Here is an 18,964-nt window from a genome sequence, read left to right on the forward strand (position 1 = left end):
ACCCTATCCATTGCTATCTCTTTATGAAGTGAACCGCGCACGGATGAAGGCACGCGGAATATAAATATTAGCAGACGCAGGCTGTCTCGCCTGGCAATAACAAGCGATTTTCGACGAAGGCGGGGGATCACGCACACATCAATGGGACGATCGGCAAGGTCGATCGACATAGTCAAAACCAACTTAAAATAGATAGAGATACATCTTCACCGAAGGCATTCTGGGGTAGTGTCTCAGTTTGAAATTTGATGCGGATTTTGCCCTTCTCGCGCCGGCCGGTTCATTCCTATATGCTTAGCGATGAGCATAGGAGAGATGCATGGAAGATGAAGAGGAGCTAACCCCGCGCTTGAAGTGTGACGTTGAGTTAGAACTGTCGGGTCCGAACGTTCCTTCGCTGAACAAGTGGGTCGCGAACGCATTGCGCAGGCTTGCCGATCGACTTGAGCGAGATGAATTCGAGGATGGTTTTACCGACGTAAATGACGGCGTCGGCAAAAAAATTGGCTCAATCTACGTCGGCTTCTCACAAGGGAATTTTTGATGCCGACCGGTCCTAAAGGCGAGAAGCGCCCCGCCGACGTAATCGGGAATGCCGTCCGCGTCATGCGGATCGCGACTGGCGACCAGTTGGTTAGTATAAGCCGAAACAACATGACCCATAAGACTAATAAAAAACTTGCGATAGATATTACCGCACCGAGACGAACCCACCGGTTCTGCCGGCTTTCGGCTCTAACGTCCTGTAAATAATCTAGTAACTCTGCATCAAGCTTGTCCCTTCTGCCCGAAGACTCAAGAAGAGCTTCGACCCTTGGCCGGGACTCGATCAAGTCGTCTAGATTTATCTCAGAGTCGGCACGCGCATCCGCCGAAAATGGATTTTCAGTGTCTGTATTGGTTTCGGTCAATGCCACGTATCTCCCGCAGCTCCGCAAAATGGTCGCGCATCAGCTTCTCGTCAATTTCAGCGTACTGCCCCTTCTTCCTAATGGTCTTATCCCATGGAGTGCCAGGTTCATGTGTACGTTGAGATAGACGAAAAGCGTGAACGGGGCCGTAGGCGTCAGTAATATCCCGAACAAAACGCCGCTCTCGTTCGTCTCGCAAAGGTGCGGCATATGGAATACCAGTAGAGCGTTCGGTGACGAACTTGTTCACAGGTTCCGAGGTGTAGCCCGACAGCGTTTTGTAGAGGCGCGGATATACAGGGCCGCACTGCCATGCCTGCGGCGATCTTCCACAAGCGGCTCATCGAGCAATTCCAGAGACCAGCCATTTACGAAATAAACAAGCTTGATCAGCTGCATTTCCGTAAGCTGAATTCCGCGTCTCTGCGCTTCCTCTAAAATCAGATTGGCAATCGCACGAGCATCATGCGCCATCAAATCACCACTTGTCAGCCTTCGCCAACCACCTTTCTCCGAACGGAAGTCAGATAGTGCATCCGACACGAAAAGTCGGGCAAGGCTCTTCCCTGCTCGGCTGGCAAACTCTAACAGGGGATTCCGTCCTCGCGAAATCGAGTGCGATCGGTCGCGGCCGTTAGCATCAAACTTCAAACTGAGACACTACCCATTCTGGAGGAGGTAGCCGCCCGGCAGGCTCGGTAGCTCGAGCCGGTCTATTCCCTCGTCCTCTTTGATGCCCCCAAGGAAAAAACAAGAAGAGGGCTTCGTCCGCAACGAGGCGATCCATATCGCTTTCGGCGTGTGTCGTACCCGCCATCATGCCCACTTCTACTCCACCCGAGTGGCTTGGTTATGATCCGTTGCTGACATGCGGAACTTCCCTCCTTCATGGGTCTGGCTTTCGACGAAGTCATAGGATCAGACGTTATTGGCATACTTCCGCCGTAGACGGACAAGATCCGTCGTTTAGCCAGAGCCGACTTTGCTTCGGCTGGTTCTGATAAACTTTTAGCTCTTCTCGCCGCCAGCTATGCCCGACGCGTTTGATGTTAACCGTCCAGCCCTCGCTTTTCACTATCGCGGCAATCCGGCGGTAGCCGTATGGGACATACTCACTGGCTAGCCGGACGATGGCCGCGGTCAGCGCTTCATCATAGGCCCGACGGGTTGGCCTCTTACGCTGTGTCGAGCGCTGCTGATCGAGAACTCGGCCCGGTATGCATTCAGATACACAACGAACTCTGGGTCGATGTAGTCGACACATCGCCGACGGCGGGAGAGAGGGCTTATTGGAGGACTAAGAATACGCTGCTTAACCGATCGATCCTACAGACGCAGAAGCCGCCAAGCGGCGTTGAGCCTGTGATCTAGCGATGGTCTGGCCCCATCCACCGATGTGACGATATTGGATGCGATCTCCAGGATGACGTCCCTTTGTTCGTAAGCCGCCCGTGCAATACGTTCAACAATGTGTCTCACGCGCGCGTCACTCTGTAGAGAAGCGATTGCAGCGGGCGACAGAAAACCTGCCAGCGCGCCGGCGCACGCGACGACACGATTGGGAATGTTGCTGTGGGCGTTGCCGGAACCATGTTCCACCACAGGTATATAGATCGTGACAATGACGAGAACGCTTTATATCCCTGCTATGAAGGAGTTTTCGAGTTCGCCCCAGCAGGAGAAAACAGTGAAACACCCCATTGGTGATGTGCCGTCATAGCGTGCATCTGCTCAGCATCGGCAACATCGCTAGCGCGATTGAGCGAGGCGCGAACAGGCGATGACCGCAGCCCAGCCAGCACCGGAGTTGCGGATCACATTACAGCAGGCGGCCGTGCTTTACCGAGCCTGTCACTTTGCATCACATGGAACTACTGCCGCACGACAGTCTTCTTCGCGGAACCCTTCAGGATCCCAGTTATGCCTCCGGGTTGCCCAGTCCTGGCGACGGAACAGGTTTGTTCCGTTTGGGCAAGATTTGGGCACTTAACACACTCTCGACCACCAGAATTGTTAACGCAGATCTCGTAGTTGTCTCCCTTGTTCGCCACGCTGCAGTCGGTGCCACGGGCGGTGCACATGCCCAATGCTTGGCTTGTTGACGTAGCCGATGATGTGGAAATCGGAGCGACCGTAAATACGATCGACACTGCCAGTACAATTGCAAGTCTATTCATCGCCGTATCCTGTTAGAATGTTAAAGTTTTGGCACATGGATGTCGGTTGCGCACTGCGTCATGTTCCAATTTGGAACCGTAGCATCGTCCCGCGAGCACCTCGGCCTCGGGTTGATCAGTTCGATTTTCGCATAAGCGTGTCACCGCGCGGAGCAACATTTTCGAGTTTGCCACCAACGGGAGAGACAACACGCCCGTCTATCGTGCAGGTCTTTGTTGTTTCCCTCCGGCAGTTGGTAATCGTATCGCCCGCGGTATCGCACTTAGTAGCCGTGCAGCTCTCGCAACTAGCTTTCTTCCCATTTATTGTTTCAGTACTTGCTGTGCATGTTGCACCAGAATCGCCGCGCTTGACTTCTGCTTGGGCTGCCGCGCCATATATGGAAACAGAAAAGATACTTAAGATCACTGCTTTTATGATGTTTTCCATTTTCGTTCTCCCGGACGGTGATTGGCTATTTTTCTTTAGCGCCAGTCATCCGTCACCAAGTACCCACGAGAGTTTTCTAATCTCTACCGCAGCGTAGCCATTAAGCGCTCAAATCGTGAGGAAAGCTAGTCGATTAAACGAGGTCACTAGCTCAATTGTTGAGGATTAAGGGTAAGCCTTCGCAGGTGCCAAACCCTCGGTTGCTACAGCAGTTGGGTTAAGGCCTTCGCGGAACTGAGGGTGCGAGAGATGGCATCGCCACGCACCTGTTCGCAGCCGAATGACTAATCTCGATGCGAATAGTGAGCAGTCCGCAGCGTCGGAAGACCTGCTCCACTGGAGGCTAGCATGTGCTCCTTGCGGATCGTCCCCATAAAGCCGCGATGCCGCTTGCGGAAGTCGAAGGACGGATCCTCAACGAACTGCTAGTGTGGGGCATGTTGATGTTGCAGGTGCTTATGGCTGCATTCATCGGGAGTGGGCATGCGTGATGAGGAACATATGCAGTGGCCTGCCTACCCGTATGGTCCGGGTTGGATTTCATTGCAGGGGCGGCCTTTACACCATTGTTGGCGTGACCGGCGACACCGGTCCGTTGAGTTTCGCCGGCCATTGGACGGCATCGGGTGCGGGTGGCCGGTAGCCAAGCGATTAGTGCGGACGCGCCGTGTTGTAGTGACGGCGCTAGCTTTCGTTTACGACCCTGGCCTCGGCCAGCGAGTAGCATATCTCTCCGTTCAACAACTCGTCGCGAAGCCGGGCGGCGAAGCTCTTGCAGCAGCTGTTCTCTGACGGGATGCCGGGCTTTATGAACGCCGTCTTCGCGCCGACCGCGACGATCCATTCCCCGACCGCCTTCGCAATGAGTTCGGGCCGTTATCCTGCAGAACATAGCCAAGCTAACCACGCAGGATATGCAAGTCCGTCAGGACATGAACGATTCCGATCGAGTTCAGCTTCCGATCGATCCGGATCGCCAGGCATTCCTGCGTGAACTCGTCGATGACATTCAGTATGCCGAACTTCCTTCCGTCGCCTATGCCGCTCGAACCGATGGCGTGGCGATGGCGACGGGCCCGGCTCTCGACAAAGTCGTAGGACAAGACGTGATCTGAATATTGCGGCCTCAGGCGGACGCACAATCAGTCGTTCAGCCAGAGCCGGCCTCTATTCGGCTGTTTCTGCAGGACTTTCATGCGGCTCGCGCAGGCGCGTGACTGCGCGAACCCGACGCCAGATCCGATCGACGCGCTTGAAGTTCACCGTGCAGCCTTAACTCTTCAGCAAAGCGGCGATCCGGCGATATCCGTTTTGGCGGCACTCGCTGACGAGCCGGAGATGTCTGAGTCCAGCGCCTCTTCATCAGCACGGCCGGTCGGCTTCTTGCGTTGTGTCGAACGATGCTGACCGAGAACCCGGCACGCCATGCGTTCCGACACGCCGAGCTTGGAGACGACGTGGTCGACGCATAGCCGACGGCGGTTCGAAGAGTCACGCGCTTCTTCGAACGGCGTCATAAATTTCCCGAGTCAGCCTTGCTGAGGATCAGCTTCTCGAGGGTGAGATCGGACACCGCCTTGCGCAGCCGCTCGCTCTCTTTTTTCAGACGCTTCAGGCGCTACATCTGGCTGCCCTTCAGGCCGCCATAGTCAATGCACCAAGGGTAATGGCCACTTTCCGGTTTGCGGAACCAGGACGTCTAACTACCGGAGCTACGCGACGATCCCTTCAAGCTTTTTTCGGCATGCTCTCATCCTCCGATGATCTCAAAACCATACTTCATGAAGGACCACTTTGATGGGGGCCTACCAAAAGACATACCTGCCAGCATCGGCGACTTCGCGCCGATAAAATACGGGTGGTCTGCCTTGCTCCACGCGATCGACCGAAGCCGGTCGATCTTCGGAAGGAGCGGCGGATGGTTCAGCGCTTACTTCGAATGCGCCTGTCAGAACGACGCAGCAGACACCGATAAAAACTTGCCGGGCCGGCGCGCCCAAGACGGAAACCATACGAAAAGAAAGCTTGTCTTTCTAATCGCGGTCGCCCCAATCGCTGGAGCTAAACCGATCGTTATCCCAGCCGGAACCCCAGCTGTCAGCTCCGTCACTTAGGTTGCTCGGCGGCTTTCTTAGCACCACCGTGCCTGCAATGTAGTCATGCCAACCCCGCTTCCTTCGATTGAACATGATCCAAAGGAAGCCAAGCCCAACGATGATCGAGGATACGACGTATCCCAGATACCGAAGAACGGAGGCCTTAACACCTAGAGGCTGGCCATCTGTAGCGGAGACGACTGTCAGACCGAGGGCCATCTTGCCTGGCGTCGCACCCCGCAATGCCCAGAACGTTATCACGTAGACTGATGTCAGGACGAGGCTGATTGCTGTCAGCTGCCCCTCGGAGAATATTTCCGCGCTGGCTACAGCGAACTGAAGTAGGCCGATTATCAGTCCATCGACAACGCACGCGATCAGGCGGACAAAGAACCCAGCGGGGACTAGCTCTTTTGCTGGCTCAGCTACGACGTTGGGTTGAATTGTACTGGTATCTACGGATGACATGCCAATGGTACCCTCGACTATGACAGACACTGCGATTTGGCATCTGGTTCGGCAGAGGAGTTGACGGCAAGTTAAAAAATGCACGGCAAACGAAGTTTCTCTTAGCCAACTGGGATTTAAATATCTTGAGGTGCTGTTTCTTTCGCACTGCGTGTGTCGGCCGAGGAGTTTTTTTATTTTGCGTTGCTACCAGAAAGTACGTCTCTGCAGGGTGCAGCGCATTCGCCTGCGCGCGTCGGCGCATTCGGAACTTCAAGCTCCTCCTTTGCTAGCAAGATCTTCCGCCGATTCAGTCGATCGAATACGTAAAAATGGAACACCTCGAGCCAGCATTACCAATGCGCTGGCGATCGAGATCAACAGCTATGCTGATCCCGTCACTTCCCAAACATGCTCGTCGAACGCTGGTTTACCATGACGGTTTTTAAGCTAGCAGTCATGGCAATCGGCTTTGCCCTCCCGATCAGCCAGTCAGCTGACGACTTTAACTTTATGCGGGAACGATCATATTCCACGCTTGTTGACAAGCGCTGAGTAGGTCTTCGATGTCGCGAAGCGGCTTTGATCCCTGCACGCTTGCCGCGTTGTTCAGAGCTTGTTCGCTGCGCCAGCCCCCTTGTGTAAGAGGTTTCATAGATGACGAACACGCAGCCGCCGCTGCAATCCACTTCCGCTGCGAGCAAACGGCTGCCAAGCATTCGGCGTGATGGAGCACAGCTGTTTGAGACTGAGCGCCGCCTCAACGCTGTGCTCAACAACGCGTCGGTTGCCATCTTCCTGATGGACGATCGTCAGCACTGCATCTACATGAACAGAGCGGCCGAGGAACTTACAGGCTGGAAGCTCGCTGAGGTGCTAGCACGCGACTGCCCGCTGCACGATATTGTCCACCATACTTATCCGGATGGCCGGCCATTTCCGCTTCACGAATGTGCAATCGATCGCGCTTTTCCAGAAAACAATCAGGAGCGCGGTGAGGAGGTCTTCGTCCATAGAGACGGTCATTTTTATCCCGTAGGCTTTACGGCGAGCCCAATCCACGATGACAATGCGAACATCATTGGCACGATCATTGAGGTTCGCGATATCAGTGAAGAGAAGGCGGCTGCTGAGCGTCAGCGCCTGCTAATAAACGAACTGAATCATCGAGTAAAAAACACCTTAGTTTCGGTGCAATCTATAGCGGCGCATACGTTCCGCGAGCGAACGGATCAGCTCATCCGCGAGACCTTCAATGCCCGCATAGCCGCCCTCTCCAATGCTCACAACGTGCTTGTCGAAGATAATTGGGAAGGTGCTGACCTGCGCGGCGTTATCGAAGGTGCGTTGGCACCTCACCGCTCGGCAGAAGCAGACGTTGAACGTGTCCAGATAAGCGGTCCAGATCTGCGGCTGCAGCCGAAACTTGCGGTAACTCTGGCGATGGCGCTGCATGAACTGATGACAAACGCCGCGAAGTATGGAGCCTTGTCGGTCCATGAGGGCGAAGTCGCAGTAACATGGGAGTTGAGTGAGTTTATCGACGGACGTGGGCAACTTCATCTTACGTGGGAGGAACGAAAGGGTCCTCCCGTCACGCCGCCGACTCATAAGGGATTTGGATCGCGGCTTATCGAGCGACAGCTGCCTATGGAATTCAAGGGCAGCGCAGAAACGCGATACCTGCCAACTGGCGTTCTCTGCGAACTTCGCGTCCCGCTAACTTCACCTCCTTGGGAGGGGCAAGCCTTCGTGCAGGAGGCCGTTGCCCTATGAACCTGCTGCAAAACCGTCGAGTTCTTCTCGTCGAGGATGAAAGCCTCGTTGCCATGATGGCCGAGGATATGCTGATGGACTTAGGCTGCGAGGTTGTCGTGGCGATGCATCTCGACCAAGCGCTGACTTACGCTCAAACTCAAAAATTCGACTTGGCGGTTCTCGACGTCAATCTTGGCGGTCCATTGAGTTATCCCGTCGCTGATTTGTTGCTTCAAAATGGGACGCCATTCCTCTTCGCGACAGGTTACGGGCAGAAGGGGATGAAGGACGATTATAAGACCGTCCCGATTCTACAAAAACCGTATCTCGAACCACAGTTGGCAGCTCTTCTCAGTCAGTTACTTGCCGAACCTTCCGAAGGAGAACACCTCAGCAAGCCGCATCGCGAAACCGTACCCAACAAGTCCGCGCAGCGCAGGCCTCTTTGTTAGGGACAATTTTAGTTGTCAGGGGGAGAGGCCAGACCGGTACGTCGGATACAAATATGCATCGCTTATGCTAAGGTTAGCAGAACTGCACGCGAGAGGGATGCCATACGTTTTTCGGCGGGCGTTGGCGACCCTTTGAAGCAAATGAGCCAGCTGCCGATTCAGATCGTCGAGATTGCGGAAGGAACGCGCCGGAATAAAGTCTTCCTGGATATAGTGGAACGGCCGCTCGACCTTGCCCTTGGTTTGAGCCCCGGTAGGGCCGGCAGGCTATGGGATGAAAGTCGTAGTGCCGTGCGAGATCGACAATGGCTCGGTTGTAGACAATCTCGCCGCTCTCGGCCTCGCCGATCACCGCCGTCTTCATCCGGTCGTAGAGGATCTCGCGCGGCGAGCCGACCAAGGCTTCGAAAGCGGCGCAGCGGTCTTCTGCAAAATACCGCTGCGCCGCTTCAACCGCCCGAAACAGCAAAATCAGACGGGGGTCAGTTCCTCGTGGCGCAAAGGCTTCAGTTCCGGATGTCGCTAGAAAGCATTCAAAGGAACATTATCGAGCCGCTGTAGTCCTGCATCTTCCAAGCTCGCGACGTAACCCGCCCGCGGCTTCCTCCTCGCAGCCGACCGACCTCTCGCGCCTCGACTTGTCCCCCCGATGACGATACGCGTTCGTAGCGCAATACTGGAGGAATGCAGTGGAGCATTTGGGGTCTCTGTTTGACCGTGCTCTCGATGCTGTCGTTGGAATGGACGACGCAGGACGGGTGATCGCATGGAACAAGGCGGCCGAAGAAATGTTCGGCTGGTCTCAATCTGAGGCGTTGAAAGCTTCGATGGGTGAACTCATCGTGCCTCCACAGCACCGCGATCGTCATGCGCGGGGATTGGATCACTACAATCGTACGGGTGAAGGACCGGTTCTCGAACAGAAGGTCAAAATCACGGCTTTGCGTCGAGATAGAAGTGAATTCCCAATCGAACTGTCAATCTTCCCAATGGACAATGCGGACGGCACGCAAAGCTTTTACGCGTTCATCAGAAGCATGGCTGCAGAAGAAGCAGCGTTGCGTGCTCATGAACTTCGCGCACGTGAGGGCGAAGCGCTTTTGGCAGTCGCGCAGATGTTGTTGGAGGACGTCTCGCTTGAGGAGTTCACACAGTTTTGCCTCGATAAAGTGTGCACGGTTTCGGGCATGGAGGCTGGACACTTTCTGGTTGTCCGGGGCCGTGGTATTCTAAGCCGCTTGCATCCAACCGGCATCTGGCACCTTTCAGACCCGCGCTTCCAGCCGGTCGTAGACGCGACAAACTCTCTTCGCTTTTCTATCGGCGAAGGACTTCCGGGACGAGCCTGGCAGTCAGGTGAGCTGCAGGCGCTAAATGATCTTGCCAATTCGTGCCAGTTTGTTCGCCGAGAGATTTTTGCGGAGGTGGGATTTAGCCGCGCCACAGCTTTACCGGTGCGTATTGGAGGGAAGATCCAGGGTGTGCTGGAGTTCTTCGGGACATCGAAGGCGCGATTAGACGAAGAAGTATTGCGGATGCTGCAGACGGTGGGCAAACAGATCGGTGTCGCAATCCGACGCAAAGAGGTTGCTGAATACCGGGAGACCCTGCGGCGTGAAATGAGCCACCGGGTTGGCAACAGTCTTACGGTGCTGGCCTCGATCTATCGCAGTTGCTCTCGGAAAGCGGCAACCAAAGACGAACTGGACGAAGTCTTTCTGGGACGCCTCGTGGCCGTGGGCCGCGCGAACCGAATGGCCGTTGAGGCGCCAAGCAAGGGAATAGCCCTCGCGGCATTGATCCATGACGCCATCAGTATTCTTCCGCAGTGTGAAACGGTTCCTATTAAAGCACTTCAAATGGATATCCAAAGCGACTGCGTAATGCCTCTCGCGCTCATTCTGAACGAACTTGCCACGAATGCGCTGAAACATGGAGGAGCATGCGAGGACAATCGCATAACAATCAAAGCTGCGAGAGATGATTCGCGGAACCATATTGTCTTAGAATGGCACGAAGCACGTTCGGTCCCTATGCGCTTGCCGCCGCCAGTGGGAGGACGCACTGGGTTCGGAACAAAACTTCTGCAAGCAATGGTTGAGGGGCAGTTGGGCGGAAGTTTCGAGCGCAAGCTCGACGAAACCAGCTTCCGGATGGTCGTGCGGATACCGCGAGATCGAGTTGAGTTTTACCAAGATGAACTCGTCGAATGTTGATCGGCACACTCTATAGACCATCGGATGCAGTATGGAACAATGTCTGCAAGTATAGGTAGAATTTCTGACGACCTCGGCGGTCTGTGGATTTTCGCCATTCACTGTTGGCACACGCAAAAACTGTAGGCTGCGGACGCGGAATCGCTTGGCGCACATGCCTTTCGCTGATGGGTGGCATCCAGTTCATCTTAGCGTCATGACGAAAGATGGGACCTTCAAGGTAACACCATCCCTGGCAAATCGTCCCCCGAGCGGCGAATATTCAGTATCCAGTTCGTCATCGTAAATCATGATCGGCTAGCTATTCGGTAAATCGTTTCGGCGCGATATGCGTTTCACTTTCTTTCGGAGACATACAAACTGCTTCCAGACCGTACTAATCTCGAAGCGTCGTCCCCCAGAAGAGCCAACTTTCTGGCAATTCGACCACTAAGTCATACCGAGTGGGGCAATGATGCACCCTGGCCAGAAATTGCGTTTGAGTTCGAACGGTCCCAGCCTCACCTTAGCCACTATTGGCGCCGTCGCCGTCGCCGTTTGGGCTATGACGTGAACCGGCAGCGAAAGATGCTATACTTTCGTCCGACGAAAGCATTCGGTGGATCGTCAACCGGATAGAGACCAGGTTTCGAGACGGATTTGGCTGGCAGAGCCTCGAACGAGATGGCTATCGCCGAATGCAGCAGCAGAACGAGAGTGGCTGTAGGCTGAACAAGACGAGGCGTCATCGCTGCAGTACCCTATTACTGGGCGGTGCACTTCCCGTTGACGCCAAAGATCGAGCAGAAGGACGAATAACGTTTGAAGCGACAACCCGGCATACGTGAGGTCCCCGCGCCAACGGGCTCCATTTCGGTCGTGCGCCGCATCCGTCAACGCGATCAATTTACAGTTCGGAAATCTCTTTAGCCCCATAGTCAGGGCTACTTAGCTATCATCAAACTGCTCGAAAGGCTCAGAGAATGCTTTGGCGCGAGGTCGCTTTTTGGCTCGCTATTCCAGTACTCGTGGCGCTGTCATACACCTTTGTCCAACTGGTGTTTTCACTGAACCCTTGGGTCGACTCGATCTTCCGAACCCTCGCGCTCATTGCGAGGTTCTGAGAGACCCGTGCATAACTGCTTTCCCGAGAATGGCCAAAGACGTTCAGGGAGACGTGCTGTGGTTTGATATACTCGCCTGATCGGACTTACCGTCATCGCTGTTCTAGCAACACCCACCGCTGCTAGCGGGCTATCTCTTTCCGATTGGTCGCCTGTCTTCTGAGCGGCGGCTCTATCCATTCCGGTTTGCTTAGGCGGTGATCGCGCACAGCGTCGCGCAACATGCCTCGTCGATGGCGGCACCAAATGGCAGGATGGGTTAAATTGGCGGCGGGTCATTCTCGGAAGCCGGCCAGCCAATCTCGATGATTATCAATGATCGTTGAAGGCGCTCGCCAGGGGCCGAACGTCTTAACGTTAGGAAGAAGCGCCGAGTGCAGGCAGCGTGAGAAGGGTCGGTCCATGCCCCCGGCGCTCAACGCCGAGAGAAACCGTTTTGCCTTCCCAAGTCCAAACCCATACGACACCTTGGTTCTGTACTCTCATGCTGCTTGCCTCGACGAAATTTAAATGAGCCGGTCTATCGCCGAATAGGTGCCGTTCGTACGGACAGTCAGCGAGATCGGCTCGCTTCCGCGATTGCGCCAGAACCAGCCGTGGTTCCCGTCGAAAGCCGCTGTGATCTGGCCGTCGTCTGAGGATACGCCGCGCACCTTCTCGTAGGAGATGCTCTGGCCGCCACCGTCGCCGTGCACGTCGACATTGACCGTCGATCCTTCGGACGCCGCCCAGGCATAGGCCGCCACGTCGCCCTTCTTCATCGTCAGCTTGATCTCCGCCCCTTCGCCGGGATCGAGTGTGATCGTCATCTCGTCCTGGCGCAGTTCCTGCGCCGCCGCGGGGGTGACGATGAGCGCGCCGATTGTGCCGCCGATGGTACCCAGGATGCTCGACTGGCGTTCGGGTGCCGGGGGAGCCGGAGGTGCAGGCGGTGCCGGCGGAGCGACGACGCTCGGCACGGCGCCCGTCGACTGCACCGGCTCAGCCTCGACGGCTGCGGGCGTCGGCGCCTGTCCGGAAGCGGCAAGCGCAGCATCGGCAGCGGCCTCCTCGGCAAGCTGGGTCTTGATCTCGCCCATTTCGGTAAGGTTCAGGGCCGAGCCGACGCCGGTCGGATCGATACCATATTCTGAAGGCATCACGATCGTGACGAGGATGCCGACGGCCGCGACGGCCGCGATGGCAGTGGAGCGCAGAAGCTGCTTGCTCGTAGGTAGCTCGGCGCGAGAAGGCATATCGGTGTTGTACATCTTGTAGTCCTTTAAGTTCAGGTGTCAGGAAGAGACGGCGAGGCCGGTCAGCTGGTAGCCGATGAGGACGAAGCCGGCGCACATCATGGCGACGTTCGCCGTGTAGGCGTGGCGGACGAAGCTTGGAGAGCGACGCCAGAAGCCCATAACGATGAGGATCGCAGACAGCGCGAGAAGCTGGCCGATTTCGACGCCGACATTGAATGCGAGGAGGTTCGGCACGAGGCCGTCCGGCGCGATGTTGTATTCGAGGATCTTCGTCGACAGGCCGAAGCCATGGAAGAAGCCGAAGATCAGGGTAGCGGCCTTTGTATTCGGCTGGAAACCGAACCAGCGCTGATAGGCCCCGAGGTTGTCGAGAGCCTTGTAGACCACCGACAGACCGATGATCGCGTCGATGATGTAGCTGTTGATCCCGACGTTGAAGTAGACGCCGAGTAGCATCGTCGTCGAATGCCCGATGGCGAACAGGGTCACGTAGATGCCGATGTGCTTCATCTGGTAGAAGAAGAAGATCACACCGAGCAGGAACAGGATGTGGTCGTAGCCCGTCACCATGTGCTTGGCGCCGAGATAGACGAACGGGATGAGGTTCACCCCGGAGATTTCCTGGATGTAGCCCTGATCGCCCGCCGTGACTGCATGGGCAAGGGCCTGATGGCTCCAGGCGAGCGCCAGGATAAGCGCGAGGAGAGCCGTCGAGAGCGCCGGCCACGGCGCGGATCGCGCGTGGGATCGGCCCCTCGATGAAGGGTCGTGCATGTTTGATTTTCCGATTGTCCGAATACTGGTCGGCCGCCATTCCCGGCGGCAGCGGTCAGGCGATGTCGGACGGTCTCGGCGGGCGCTCCAGCCCGAATGTCACACCAGTGGCTCCCGCTTCGTCTCGAACGACGAACGCCATCCGCTTCAGGCGGAGCGTCGAAGCCTCAAAACGCGGAAGGTCACCGGCATTGTCGTGGCTGTGATCGGCCGGATTATGCTTATGATGGTCTTCGAAATCGGCGGCGGCAATGTCGTGGTCCGGCTCGTCGAAGTCGTGCGAGTGACCATGGTGCTCCTCCGCGAGGTCAGCATGTCCGATCGCGGCGGCTTCGTGGAACGCCGATGAACCGACTGGCGCGCACAGGATGGCAATAGCGAGCAGGAGCGTGCTCACCAGTCTCGCCAGCCATGTCGTCGTTCCGAAACGCATCACCCCTCGCACCGTCGAATTCGTCGACTATGATCGACTTCTGCGGTGCAGAGCTTGTGAACGATGACGATGGCACAAGCAAGACGGCTACGATCTGACAGCATCGTAAAGTGCATCCGCCATCCGTCTCCTTGCGGTTGAGGGAAACTGGTTGACATGCCCCTTTGACCGATGGCGGGTGACGGCAGCGGGGCCAAGGTCTTCCGCGGATCGATGTTGACATTGGCCCGTTCTGCATCTGTAGTCGGCGGATGGGGAAAGCGATCTCCCCACGAGGCTCCGGCTGAAGTATCGCGTCCTTTTCATCCATTCTCATGGACGGACGCGGCATGCCCTCTTCGATCACCATCACGCACGACAAACTCGCTCGTCTCGTGGGGACGCCCAATTGTCCGCTCATCGTCGATGTGCGCACCGAGGAGGACTTCTCTAAAGATCCACGCATCATCCCGGGTAGCCTGCGACGACGTTATGCCGAGGTGTCGAGCTGGGCTGCAGATCTGATTGACCGAAAAGTCGTCGTAGTTTGCCACAAGGGCGCAAAGCTCAGCCATGGCGTTGCAGCATGGCTTCGCTACGAAGGCGTGACAGCCGAGGTCCTGGAAGGCGGCTACGTGGCATGGATGACTACAGGCTTGCCGCTGGTCCCGGAGGCAAAGTTGCCGAAACGGGACAACGAGGGGCGCACAATCTGGGTGTCCAGGGCCCGGCCAAAGGTCGATCGGATCGCCTGTCCCTGGCTGATCCGCCGGTTCATTGATCCATTTGCCGTCTTCCTGTTCGTTCAGCCTTCCGAGATTGAGGCGGTAGGCGAGCGCTTCGGAGCCGCGCCCCTCGACGTCGAGGGTGTCTTCTGGAGCCATCGCGGCGAGCGCTGCACGTTCGACACGATGGTGGAGGAACTTGGTCTCGGCTCGCCGGCGATGCTGCGCCTCGCCACCTTGGTCCGGGGTGCCGATACTGCGCGGCTGGACCTCGCGCCAGAGGCAGCCGGTCTTCTAGCAGCTTCCCTCGGTCTATCGCGTATGTTCTCGGACGATCTGGAACAGCTGGAAGCGGGACTCCTCCTTTACGACGCATTCTATCGCTGGTGCCAGGACGCGACAGACGAGACGCACAGTTGGCCCAGTCGAAAGGTTGGAGCTCGAGATGGATGACCCTGCCACATGTCGCCCTACTGCTGTCCATCCGAGCTATTCTCGTGACCATGGCATCGCTTTCAGTGAGGCGGTGCGGGTGTGGGCAAAGATCGCCTGCCTTTCTTTCGGAGGACCGGCCGGGCAGATCGCCCTCATGCACCGCATCCTCGTCGAAGAAAAGCGCTGGATCGGCGAGGAGCGTTTCCTTCATGCGTTGAACTACTGCATGCTGCTCCCCGGGCCGGAGGCTCAGCAGCTCGCGACCTATGTCGGGTGGCTGCTGCACAGAACCCGCGGGGGCATTGTCGCCGGCGCACTTTTCGTCCTTCCCGGCCTTGTCACGATCATGATCCTAAGTTGGGTCTACGTCGCCTTCGGCGATGTCGGCCTCGTCACGGGCCTCTTCTTCGGCCTGAAGGCCGCCGTCCTCGCGATTGTACTCGAGGCGATAAATCGAATCGGGAGACGGGCTCTGCGCAACCGGGTCATGGTCGCCATCTCTGCTGCCGCGTTCGCTGCGATCTTTCTCTTCAACGTCCCGTTCCCACTGATCATCCTCGCTGCCAGCATCTTCGGTTATCTCGGCGCCCGTTCGGGTTCGGCGGCCTTCTCAGGAGGTGGCAGCCATGGCCCCGCTACTGGCTTTGTCCTTGCAGACGCGGATTCTGCGCTCGGAGAAGGTGTGCCTGAACATGCCCGACCAAACCTTGGATGGGCGCTGCGTCTTTCGGCAGTCCTTCTTGCCCTATGGCTGGTTCCTGTCATGGGTCTTCTTCTCACTTTCGGAACCGGCGATGTCTTCGCCGATATCGCTGTGTTCTTCAGCAAGATGGCCGTGGTCACCTTCGGCGGAGCCTATGCCGTCCTCGCCTATGTCGCTCAGCAGGCCGTCGAGCATTATCGATGGCTGGAGCCGGGCGAAATGCTGAATGGTCTCGGGCTGGCCGAGACGACGCCCGGACCGTTGATCATGGTCACTCAGTTCGTTGGGTTCCTTGCGGCGTTTCGCGTGCCCGGCAGTCTCAACCCCTACATAGCAGGGACCCTTGGCGGCCTGCTCACGACCTGGGTCACCTTCGTGCCCTGCTTTCTCTGGATCTTCCTTGGAGCGCCATTCATCGAAAGGCTACGAGGAAACCGAGCCCTCCTGGGAGCGCTTTCCGCAATCACGGCGGCAATCCTCAACCTCGCTGTCTGGTTCGGTCTCCACGTGCTCTTCGCCGAGGTCGATGAGGTGCAAGCAGGACCGCTTTCTCTTGACATCCCGCAGATCACGACCCTCGACCCGGCAGCGCTTGTTCTTTTCGCAATCTCGCTACTCGCCCTCTTTCAGTGGCGTGTCGGCGTCGTTCCAACCCTTTTCGGGGCGGCGGGTTTGGGAGCGCTTTGGCAGCTTGTTTGAGATGGTCGCTCCGAACCATAAGATCCGCAACCGCGAAGGTCGATGTGGATCACAAGATCGAACAGCGCTCATTCAGAGCGACAGCTTTCGAGACTATGCAATTCTTATTTCAATGACCGCAATGGGCGCCATGCCGACCGTCGAATTTTGGAAGGACTGAGCCGGGAGCGGTCGCAGCTACCAGCCAGCTGTTCCTGGCGACCCTTTGAACGGACCAGCGACCGTCGAGGTGATCCATCCCCCATAGAACTCGCCTTCCTGCGGGACGACTCGCTCGCCGTCAACGAAGCAGGCGTCAACGCGTGCCGGATAGAAGGCGAAGTAGCCGGCGATCGGCGCAAAATCCGTCACTGGCTCAGGATAGGACCACGCCGCATCCTTTGAGAATTGCGATCCCGCGACGAGATCGAAATATGCGGCGCCGCCTTTCCATTCGCAAAGCGTTCGTTTGGAGGCCGATTTGAGAAGGCTGCGGTCGACGTCCGAAGGCGGGAAGTAATATGACGGTGGATGGCTCGTCTCGATCGCCCGGTAGCCGTTCAACGTCTCCGCGACGATGCGGCCGGCAAACTCGACTTTCAGGCGAGAGGAGATTGGTTCGATCCGGGCCGGACGCGGGAAATCCCAGACGCTCTCCTGGCCGGGAGCGATCGGATCACGCGTAGGTGTGAATAGGCGTCTCATGATTTTGCTTCGTTCGTACCGTTCGTTTCTAGGGATATACGAGAGATATTCCTGCGGAGCGAATGACGGCGAGTGTCACGCCGACCCTCGTAATTCTATTCGGGAAAGCCATGGGCGGACGGTTCGTTACTCGCTGGGATAGCAGCAAATCGGAGGCCGACGGCAAGACAAGAGATCACATATCGAGATCGCCCGCATATCCCGTCAGTTCCAGATAGCCGCGGCCTCCGGTGGTTTCGATCGCTCCTTCCCAATAGACCGGCATCCCACTAGTGCGCCCGTCGAGCTCCTGATCCTCGAACATCGGTTTCAGAGGAAAGCTTACTTCGCCGGACGGCAGATCGACGGTCAGCACTTGTTCGACCGGATAGACGGCATCGGTCTGCGGAGACGTCCAACTCCGCACGGTTTCAAACGAAACCTGGTCTGGCTTGAACCGGGTGATCTCACCGTCTGGACCGCGGTAGGAGCCACCCGCCCAGACCGTTTCGCCATTCGCCCCCCGAATGCGGAAGGCGACGAGCGCACCGCCATCATCGAAATTGAGCCCAGTCCAGTCCCAGCCGACCGCGCCGGGGGTGAGTAAATTGGAGGACCATTCGCGGTCGAGCCAGGCTTTGCCGGTCACCCCCGTTTCGACACCGTCCCGACCAAGCGTTCCGGAAATGCCAAGATGTGGTAGCGAATAGTATATGCTCGCGTCTCCGGTTTCCGGTCCTTTCCGGCTGTAGCCGTTCTCGCCCTGTGCGAACACGCCCTGCGTCGGGTCGAAAGCGAGCGACAGGGAGAAATCGGGCGTTTGGACTTCGATCGTGAAAGTCCCGTCGTCGCGGGAGTCGACGGACTGTAACGTCAGGCGACGCTACGCCAGGTCGTGTCCCTCGCTTGTCTCGCTGTAGATAAAAGAGCGGCAAGCGCTTGGTAGCCATCGGTCGCGACGACGTTCGGGTGCTTTGTCTTGAGAACATCGCTGAAAATCTCGAGAGAGAACGATCCGGAGTAGCCCGTCGCGAGAACCGCCTCGACAAATGAGGCAAGAGCGAAATCGCCTTCACCGGGAAGACTCCGGGAATGTCGACTCCACTTGAGATAGTCGATGTTCAGTCGTGGCGCGTCGGCGATCTGGACGAAGGCTATCTTGTCACCCGGAATAGACCTGAGCGAGTCAATAGGGATCTGGCGGGCCAGGGTATGAAAGCTGTCCAGCACGATGCCCACGCCCGGATGGTTAGCCCGGCGCACGACCTCCCATGCGCTTCTATGATCGAAGACATGGCTGCCCCAGGCAAGCGCTTCGTATCCGATGACGAGACCGCGGCGGGCCGCACGCTCGGCGAGCTCGTGAATGTCGGCTGCGGCCCGATCGAGGTCAGGCGCGGTCAGAGGCGAGACGTTCGAGCACACGAGCAATCTTTTCGCACCCAGTTCGCCCATGACATCGAAGGCGCGCTCCGCCCTGCAAAAGCCTTCCGACCTTTGCGGCTCCGGCATCGCCTCGAACTCCCGGAAGGGCTGGAACATAACGATCTCAAGATCGAGAACCCGCGCCATTCGGCCGGCTTCACCCGGTCCTCCGGCTAAGCCTGCGAGATCGTCTTCGAAGAACTCGACGCGAGAAAATCCCGCCTCCGCCATTGCCTCGAATTTCTGCTGCAGCGTTCCGCTCAAGGTTACGGTTGCCATGCCCAGGGGCTCCATGACGGG

At 57.2% G+C, this 18,964-nt stretch carries 14 protein-coding genes and 3 pseudogenes; 6 read left to right on the forward strand and 11 right to left on the reverse strand.

Annotation, left to right across the window (positions count from 1 at the left end; all coding sequences use genetic code 11):
• The first annotated feature begins 319 nt into the window (after positions 1 to 319).
• Positions 320 to 544, forward strand: coding sequence for a hypothetical protein (locus FP2506_RS14625; RefSeq protein ID WP_007068318.1), 225 nt, complete (start codon positions 320 to 322; stop codon positions 542 to 544).
• A 1,288-nt stretch (positions 545 to 1,832) separates the two neighbouring features.
• On the opposite strand, the pseudogene FP2506_RS18490 reads toward FP2506_RS14625, so the two are convergent.
• The 4 genes and pseudogenes from FP2506_RS18490 to FP2506_RS14635 form a co-directional block, all read right to left on the reverse strand.
• Positions 1,833 to 2,237, reverse strand: a pseudogene (locus FP2506_RS18490) (IS3 family transposase); the annotation flags it as partial.
• Between the two features lie 966 nt (positions 2,238 to 3,203).
• Positions 3,204 to 3,518, reverse strand: a complete 315-nt coding sequence (locus tag FP2506_RS18805; protein ID WP_148227586.1) for a hypothetical protein — start codon at positions 3,516 to 3,518, stop codon at positions 3,204 to 3,206.
• A gap of 558 nt (positions 3,519 to 4,076) precedes the next feature.
• Positions 4,077 to 5,187: pseudogene (locus FP2506_RS14630) on the reverse strand (IS3 family transposase); the annotation flags it as partial.
• Between the two features lie 364 nt (positions 5,188 to 5,551).
• Positions 5,552 to 6,082 carry an RDD family protein gene (locus FP2506_RS14635; RefSeq protein WP_007068323.1) on the reverse strand — a complete coding sequence of 177 codons (531 nt, stop codon included), beginning with the start codon at positions 6,080 to 6,082 and terminating at the stop codon, positions 5,552 to 5,554.
• A gap of 636 nt (positions 6,083 to 6,718) precedes the next feature.
• On the opposite strand from FP2506_RS14635, the gene FP2506_RS14640 reads away from it, so the two are divergent.
• Together FP2506_RS14640 and FP2506_RS14645 are read left to right on the forward strand one after the other, a co-directional pair.
• A complete protein-coding gene (locus FP2506_RS14640) occupies positions 6,719 to 7,837 on the forward strand; it encodes a sensor histidine kinase (protein WP_007068325.1) in 1,119 nt (372 codons plus the stop codon).
• Positions 7,834 to 8,271, forward strand: coding sequence for a response regulator (locus tag FP2506_RS14645; protein WP_007068326.1), 438 nt, complete (start codon positions 7,834 to 7,836; stop codon positions 8,269 to 8,271). Before FP2506_RS14640 ends, FP2506_RS14645 begins: the two co-directional genes overlap by 4 nt.
• Before the next feature lie 111 nt (positions 8,272 to 8,382).
• Here FP2506_RS14645 and FP2506_RS18495 read toward each other — a convergent pair.
• Positions 8,383 to 8,773 (reverse strand): annotated as a pseudogene (locus FP2506_RS18495) (IS21 family transposase); the annotation flags it as partial.
• Between the two features lie 187 nt (positions 8,774 to 8,960).
• Here FP2506_RS18495 and FP2506_RS14655 point away from each other — a divergent pair.
• Positions 8,961 to 10,487 (forward strand): GAF domain-containing protein, encoded by a 1,527-nt coding sequence (locus FP2506_RS14655; RefSeq protein WP_081448349.1) that lies wholly within the window; start codon positions 8,961 to 8,963, stop codon positions 10,485 to 10,487.
• 1,609 nt (positions 10,488 to 12,096) lie between these two features.
• Here FP2506_RS14655 and FP2506_RS14665 read toward each other — a convergent pair.
• From FP2506_RS14665 to FP2506_RS19080, 3 genes are read right to left on the reverse strand one after another with little or no spacing between them, the layout of a single operon-like run.
• Entirely contained in the window at positions 12,097 to 12,840 is a 744-nt protein-coding gene (locus FP2506_RS14665) for a hypothetical protein (RefSeq protein ID WP_007068330.1), read from the reverse strand.
• Positions 12,841 to 12,864: 24 nt separating this feature from the next.
• On the reverse strand, positions 12,865 to 13,602 hold the full coding sequence (locus FP2506_RS14670) for a HupE/UreJ family protein (protein WP_007068331.1): 738 nt from the start codon (positions 13,600 to 13,602) through the stop codon (positions 12,865 to 12,867).
• 55 nt (positions 13,603 to 13,657) lie between these two features.
• Positions 13,658 to 14,035 (reverse strand): hypothetical protein, encoded by a 378-nt coding sequence (locus tag FP2506_RS19080; protein ID WP_148227587.1) that lies wholly within the window; start codon positions 14,033 to 14,035, stop codon positions 13,658 to 13,660.
• 329 nt (positions 14,036 to 14,364) lie between these two features.
• On the opposite strand from FP2506_RS19080, the gene FP2506_RS14680 reads away from it, so the two are divergent.
• Positions 14,365 to 15,192 carry a chromate resistance protein ChrB domain-containing protein gene (locus FP2506_RS14680; RefSeq protein WP_040490016.1) on the forward strand — a complete coding sequence of 276 codons (828 nt, stop codon included), beginning with the start codon at positions 14,365 to 14,367 and terminating at the stop codon, positions 15,190 to 15,192.
• Positions 15,185 to 16,576: a chromate efflux transporter gene (gene chrA / locus FP2506_RS14685; RefSeq protein WP_081448350.1), complete on the forward strand. Its 1,392-nt coding sequence runs from the start codon at positions 15,185 to 15,187 to the stop codon at positions 16,574 to 16,576. Before FP2506_RS14680 ends, chrA begins: the two co-directional genes overlap by 8 nt.
• A 177-nt stretch (positions 16,577 to 16,753) precedes the next feature.
• Here the strand turns inward: chrA and FP2506_RS14690 are convergent, their stop codons facing one another.
• The 3 genes from FP2506_RS14690 to FP2506_RS14700 form a co-directional block, all read right to left on the reverse strand.
• On the reverse strand, positions 16,754 to 17,260 hold the full coding sequence (locus tag FP2506_RS14690) for a DUF427 domain-containing protein (protein ID WP_007068337.1): 507 nt from the start codon (positions 17,258 to 17,260) through the stop codon (positions 16,754 to 16,756).
• A 175-nt stretch (positions 17,261 to 17,435) separates the two neighbouring features.
• Positions 17,436 to 18,116 carry a lipocalin family protein gene (locus FP2506_RS14695; RefSeq protein ID WP_081448351.1) on the reverse strand — a complete coding sequence of 227 codons (681 nt, stop codon included), beginning with the start codon at positions 18,114 to 18,116 and terminating at the stop codon, positions 17,436 to 17,438.
• Complete coding sequence (locus FP2506_RS14700) at positions 18,113 to 18,943, reverse strand: sugar phosphate isomerase/epimerase family protein (protein ID WP_187289056.1); 831 nt, start codon at positions 18,941 to 18,943, stop codon at positions 18,113 to 18,115. Before FP2506_RS14700 ends, FP2506_RS14695 begins: the two co-directional genes overlap by 4 nt.
• Positions 18,944 to 18,964: the final 21 nt, after the last annotated feature.

Source organism: Fulvimarina pelagi HTCC2506 (assembly GCF_000153705.1).
GTDB classification, from domain to species: Bacteria; Pseudomonadota; Alphaproteobacteria; order Rhizobiales; family Rhizobiaceae; genus Fulvimarina; species Fulvimarina pelagi.

Bases quoted from the DNA above. Each gene is read 5' to 3' on its own strand.
- FP2506_RS14625 (WP_007068318.1), top strand. From the start codon at position 320: ATGGAAGATGAAGAGGAGCTAACCCCGCGCTTGAAGTGTGACGTTGAG.
- FP2506_RS18805 (WP_148227586.1), bottom strand. From the start codon at position 3,518: ATGGAAAACATCATAAAAGCAGTGATCTTAAGTATCTTTTCTGTTTCC.
- FP2506_RS14635 (WP_007068323.1), bottom strand. From the start codon at position 6,082: ATGTCATCCGTAGATACCAGTACAATTCAACCCAACGTCGTAGCTGAG.
- FP2506_RS14640 (WP_007068325.1), top strand. From the start codon at position 6,719: ATGACGAACACGCAGCCGCCGCTGCAATCCACTTCCGCTGCGAGCAAA.
- FP2506_RS14645 (WP_007068326.1), top strand. From the start codon at position 7,834: ATGAACCTGCTGCAAAACCGTCGAGTTCTTCTCGTCGAGGATGAAAGC.
- FP2506_RS14665 (WP_007068330.1), bottom strand. From the start codon at position 12,840: ATGTACAACACCGATATGCCTTCTCGCGCCGAGCTACCTACGAGCAAG.
- FP2506_RS14670 (WP_007068331.1), bottom strand. From the start codon at position 13,602: ATGCACGACCCTTCATCGAGGGGCCGATCCCACGCGCGATCCGCGCCG.
- FP2506_RS19080 (WP_148227587.1), bottom strand. From the start codon at position 14,035: ATGCGTTTCGGAACGACGACATGGCTGGCGAGACTGGTGAGCACGCTC.
- FP2506_RS14680 (WP_040490016.1), top strand. From the start codon at position 14,365: ATGCCCTCTTCGATCACCATCACGCACGACAAACTCGCTCGTCTCGTG.
- chrA (WP_081448350.1), top strand. From the start codon at position 15,185: ATGGATGACCCTGCCACATGTCGCCCTACTGCTGTCCATCCGAGCTAT.
- FP2506_RS14690 (WP_007068337.1), bottom strand. From the start codon at position 17,260: ATGAGACGCCTATTCACACCTACGCGTGATCCGATCGCTCCCGGCCAG.
- FP2506_RS14700 (WP_187289056.1), bottom strand. From the start codon at position 18,943: ATGGCAACCGTAACCTTGAGCGGAACGCTGCAGCAGAAATTCGAGGCA.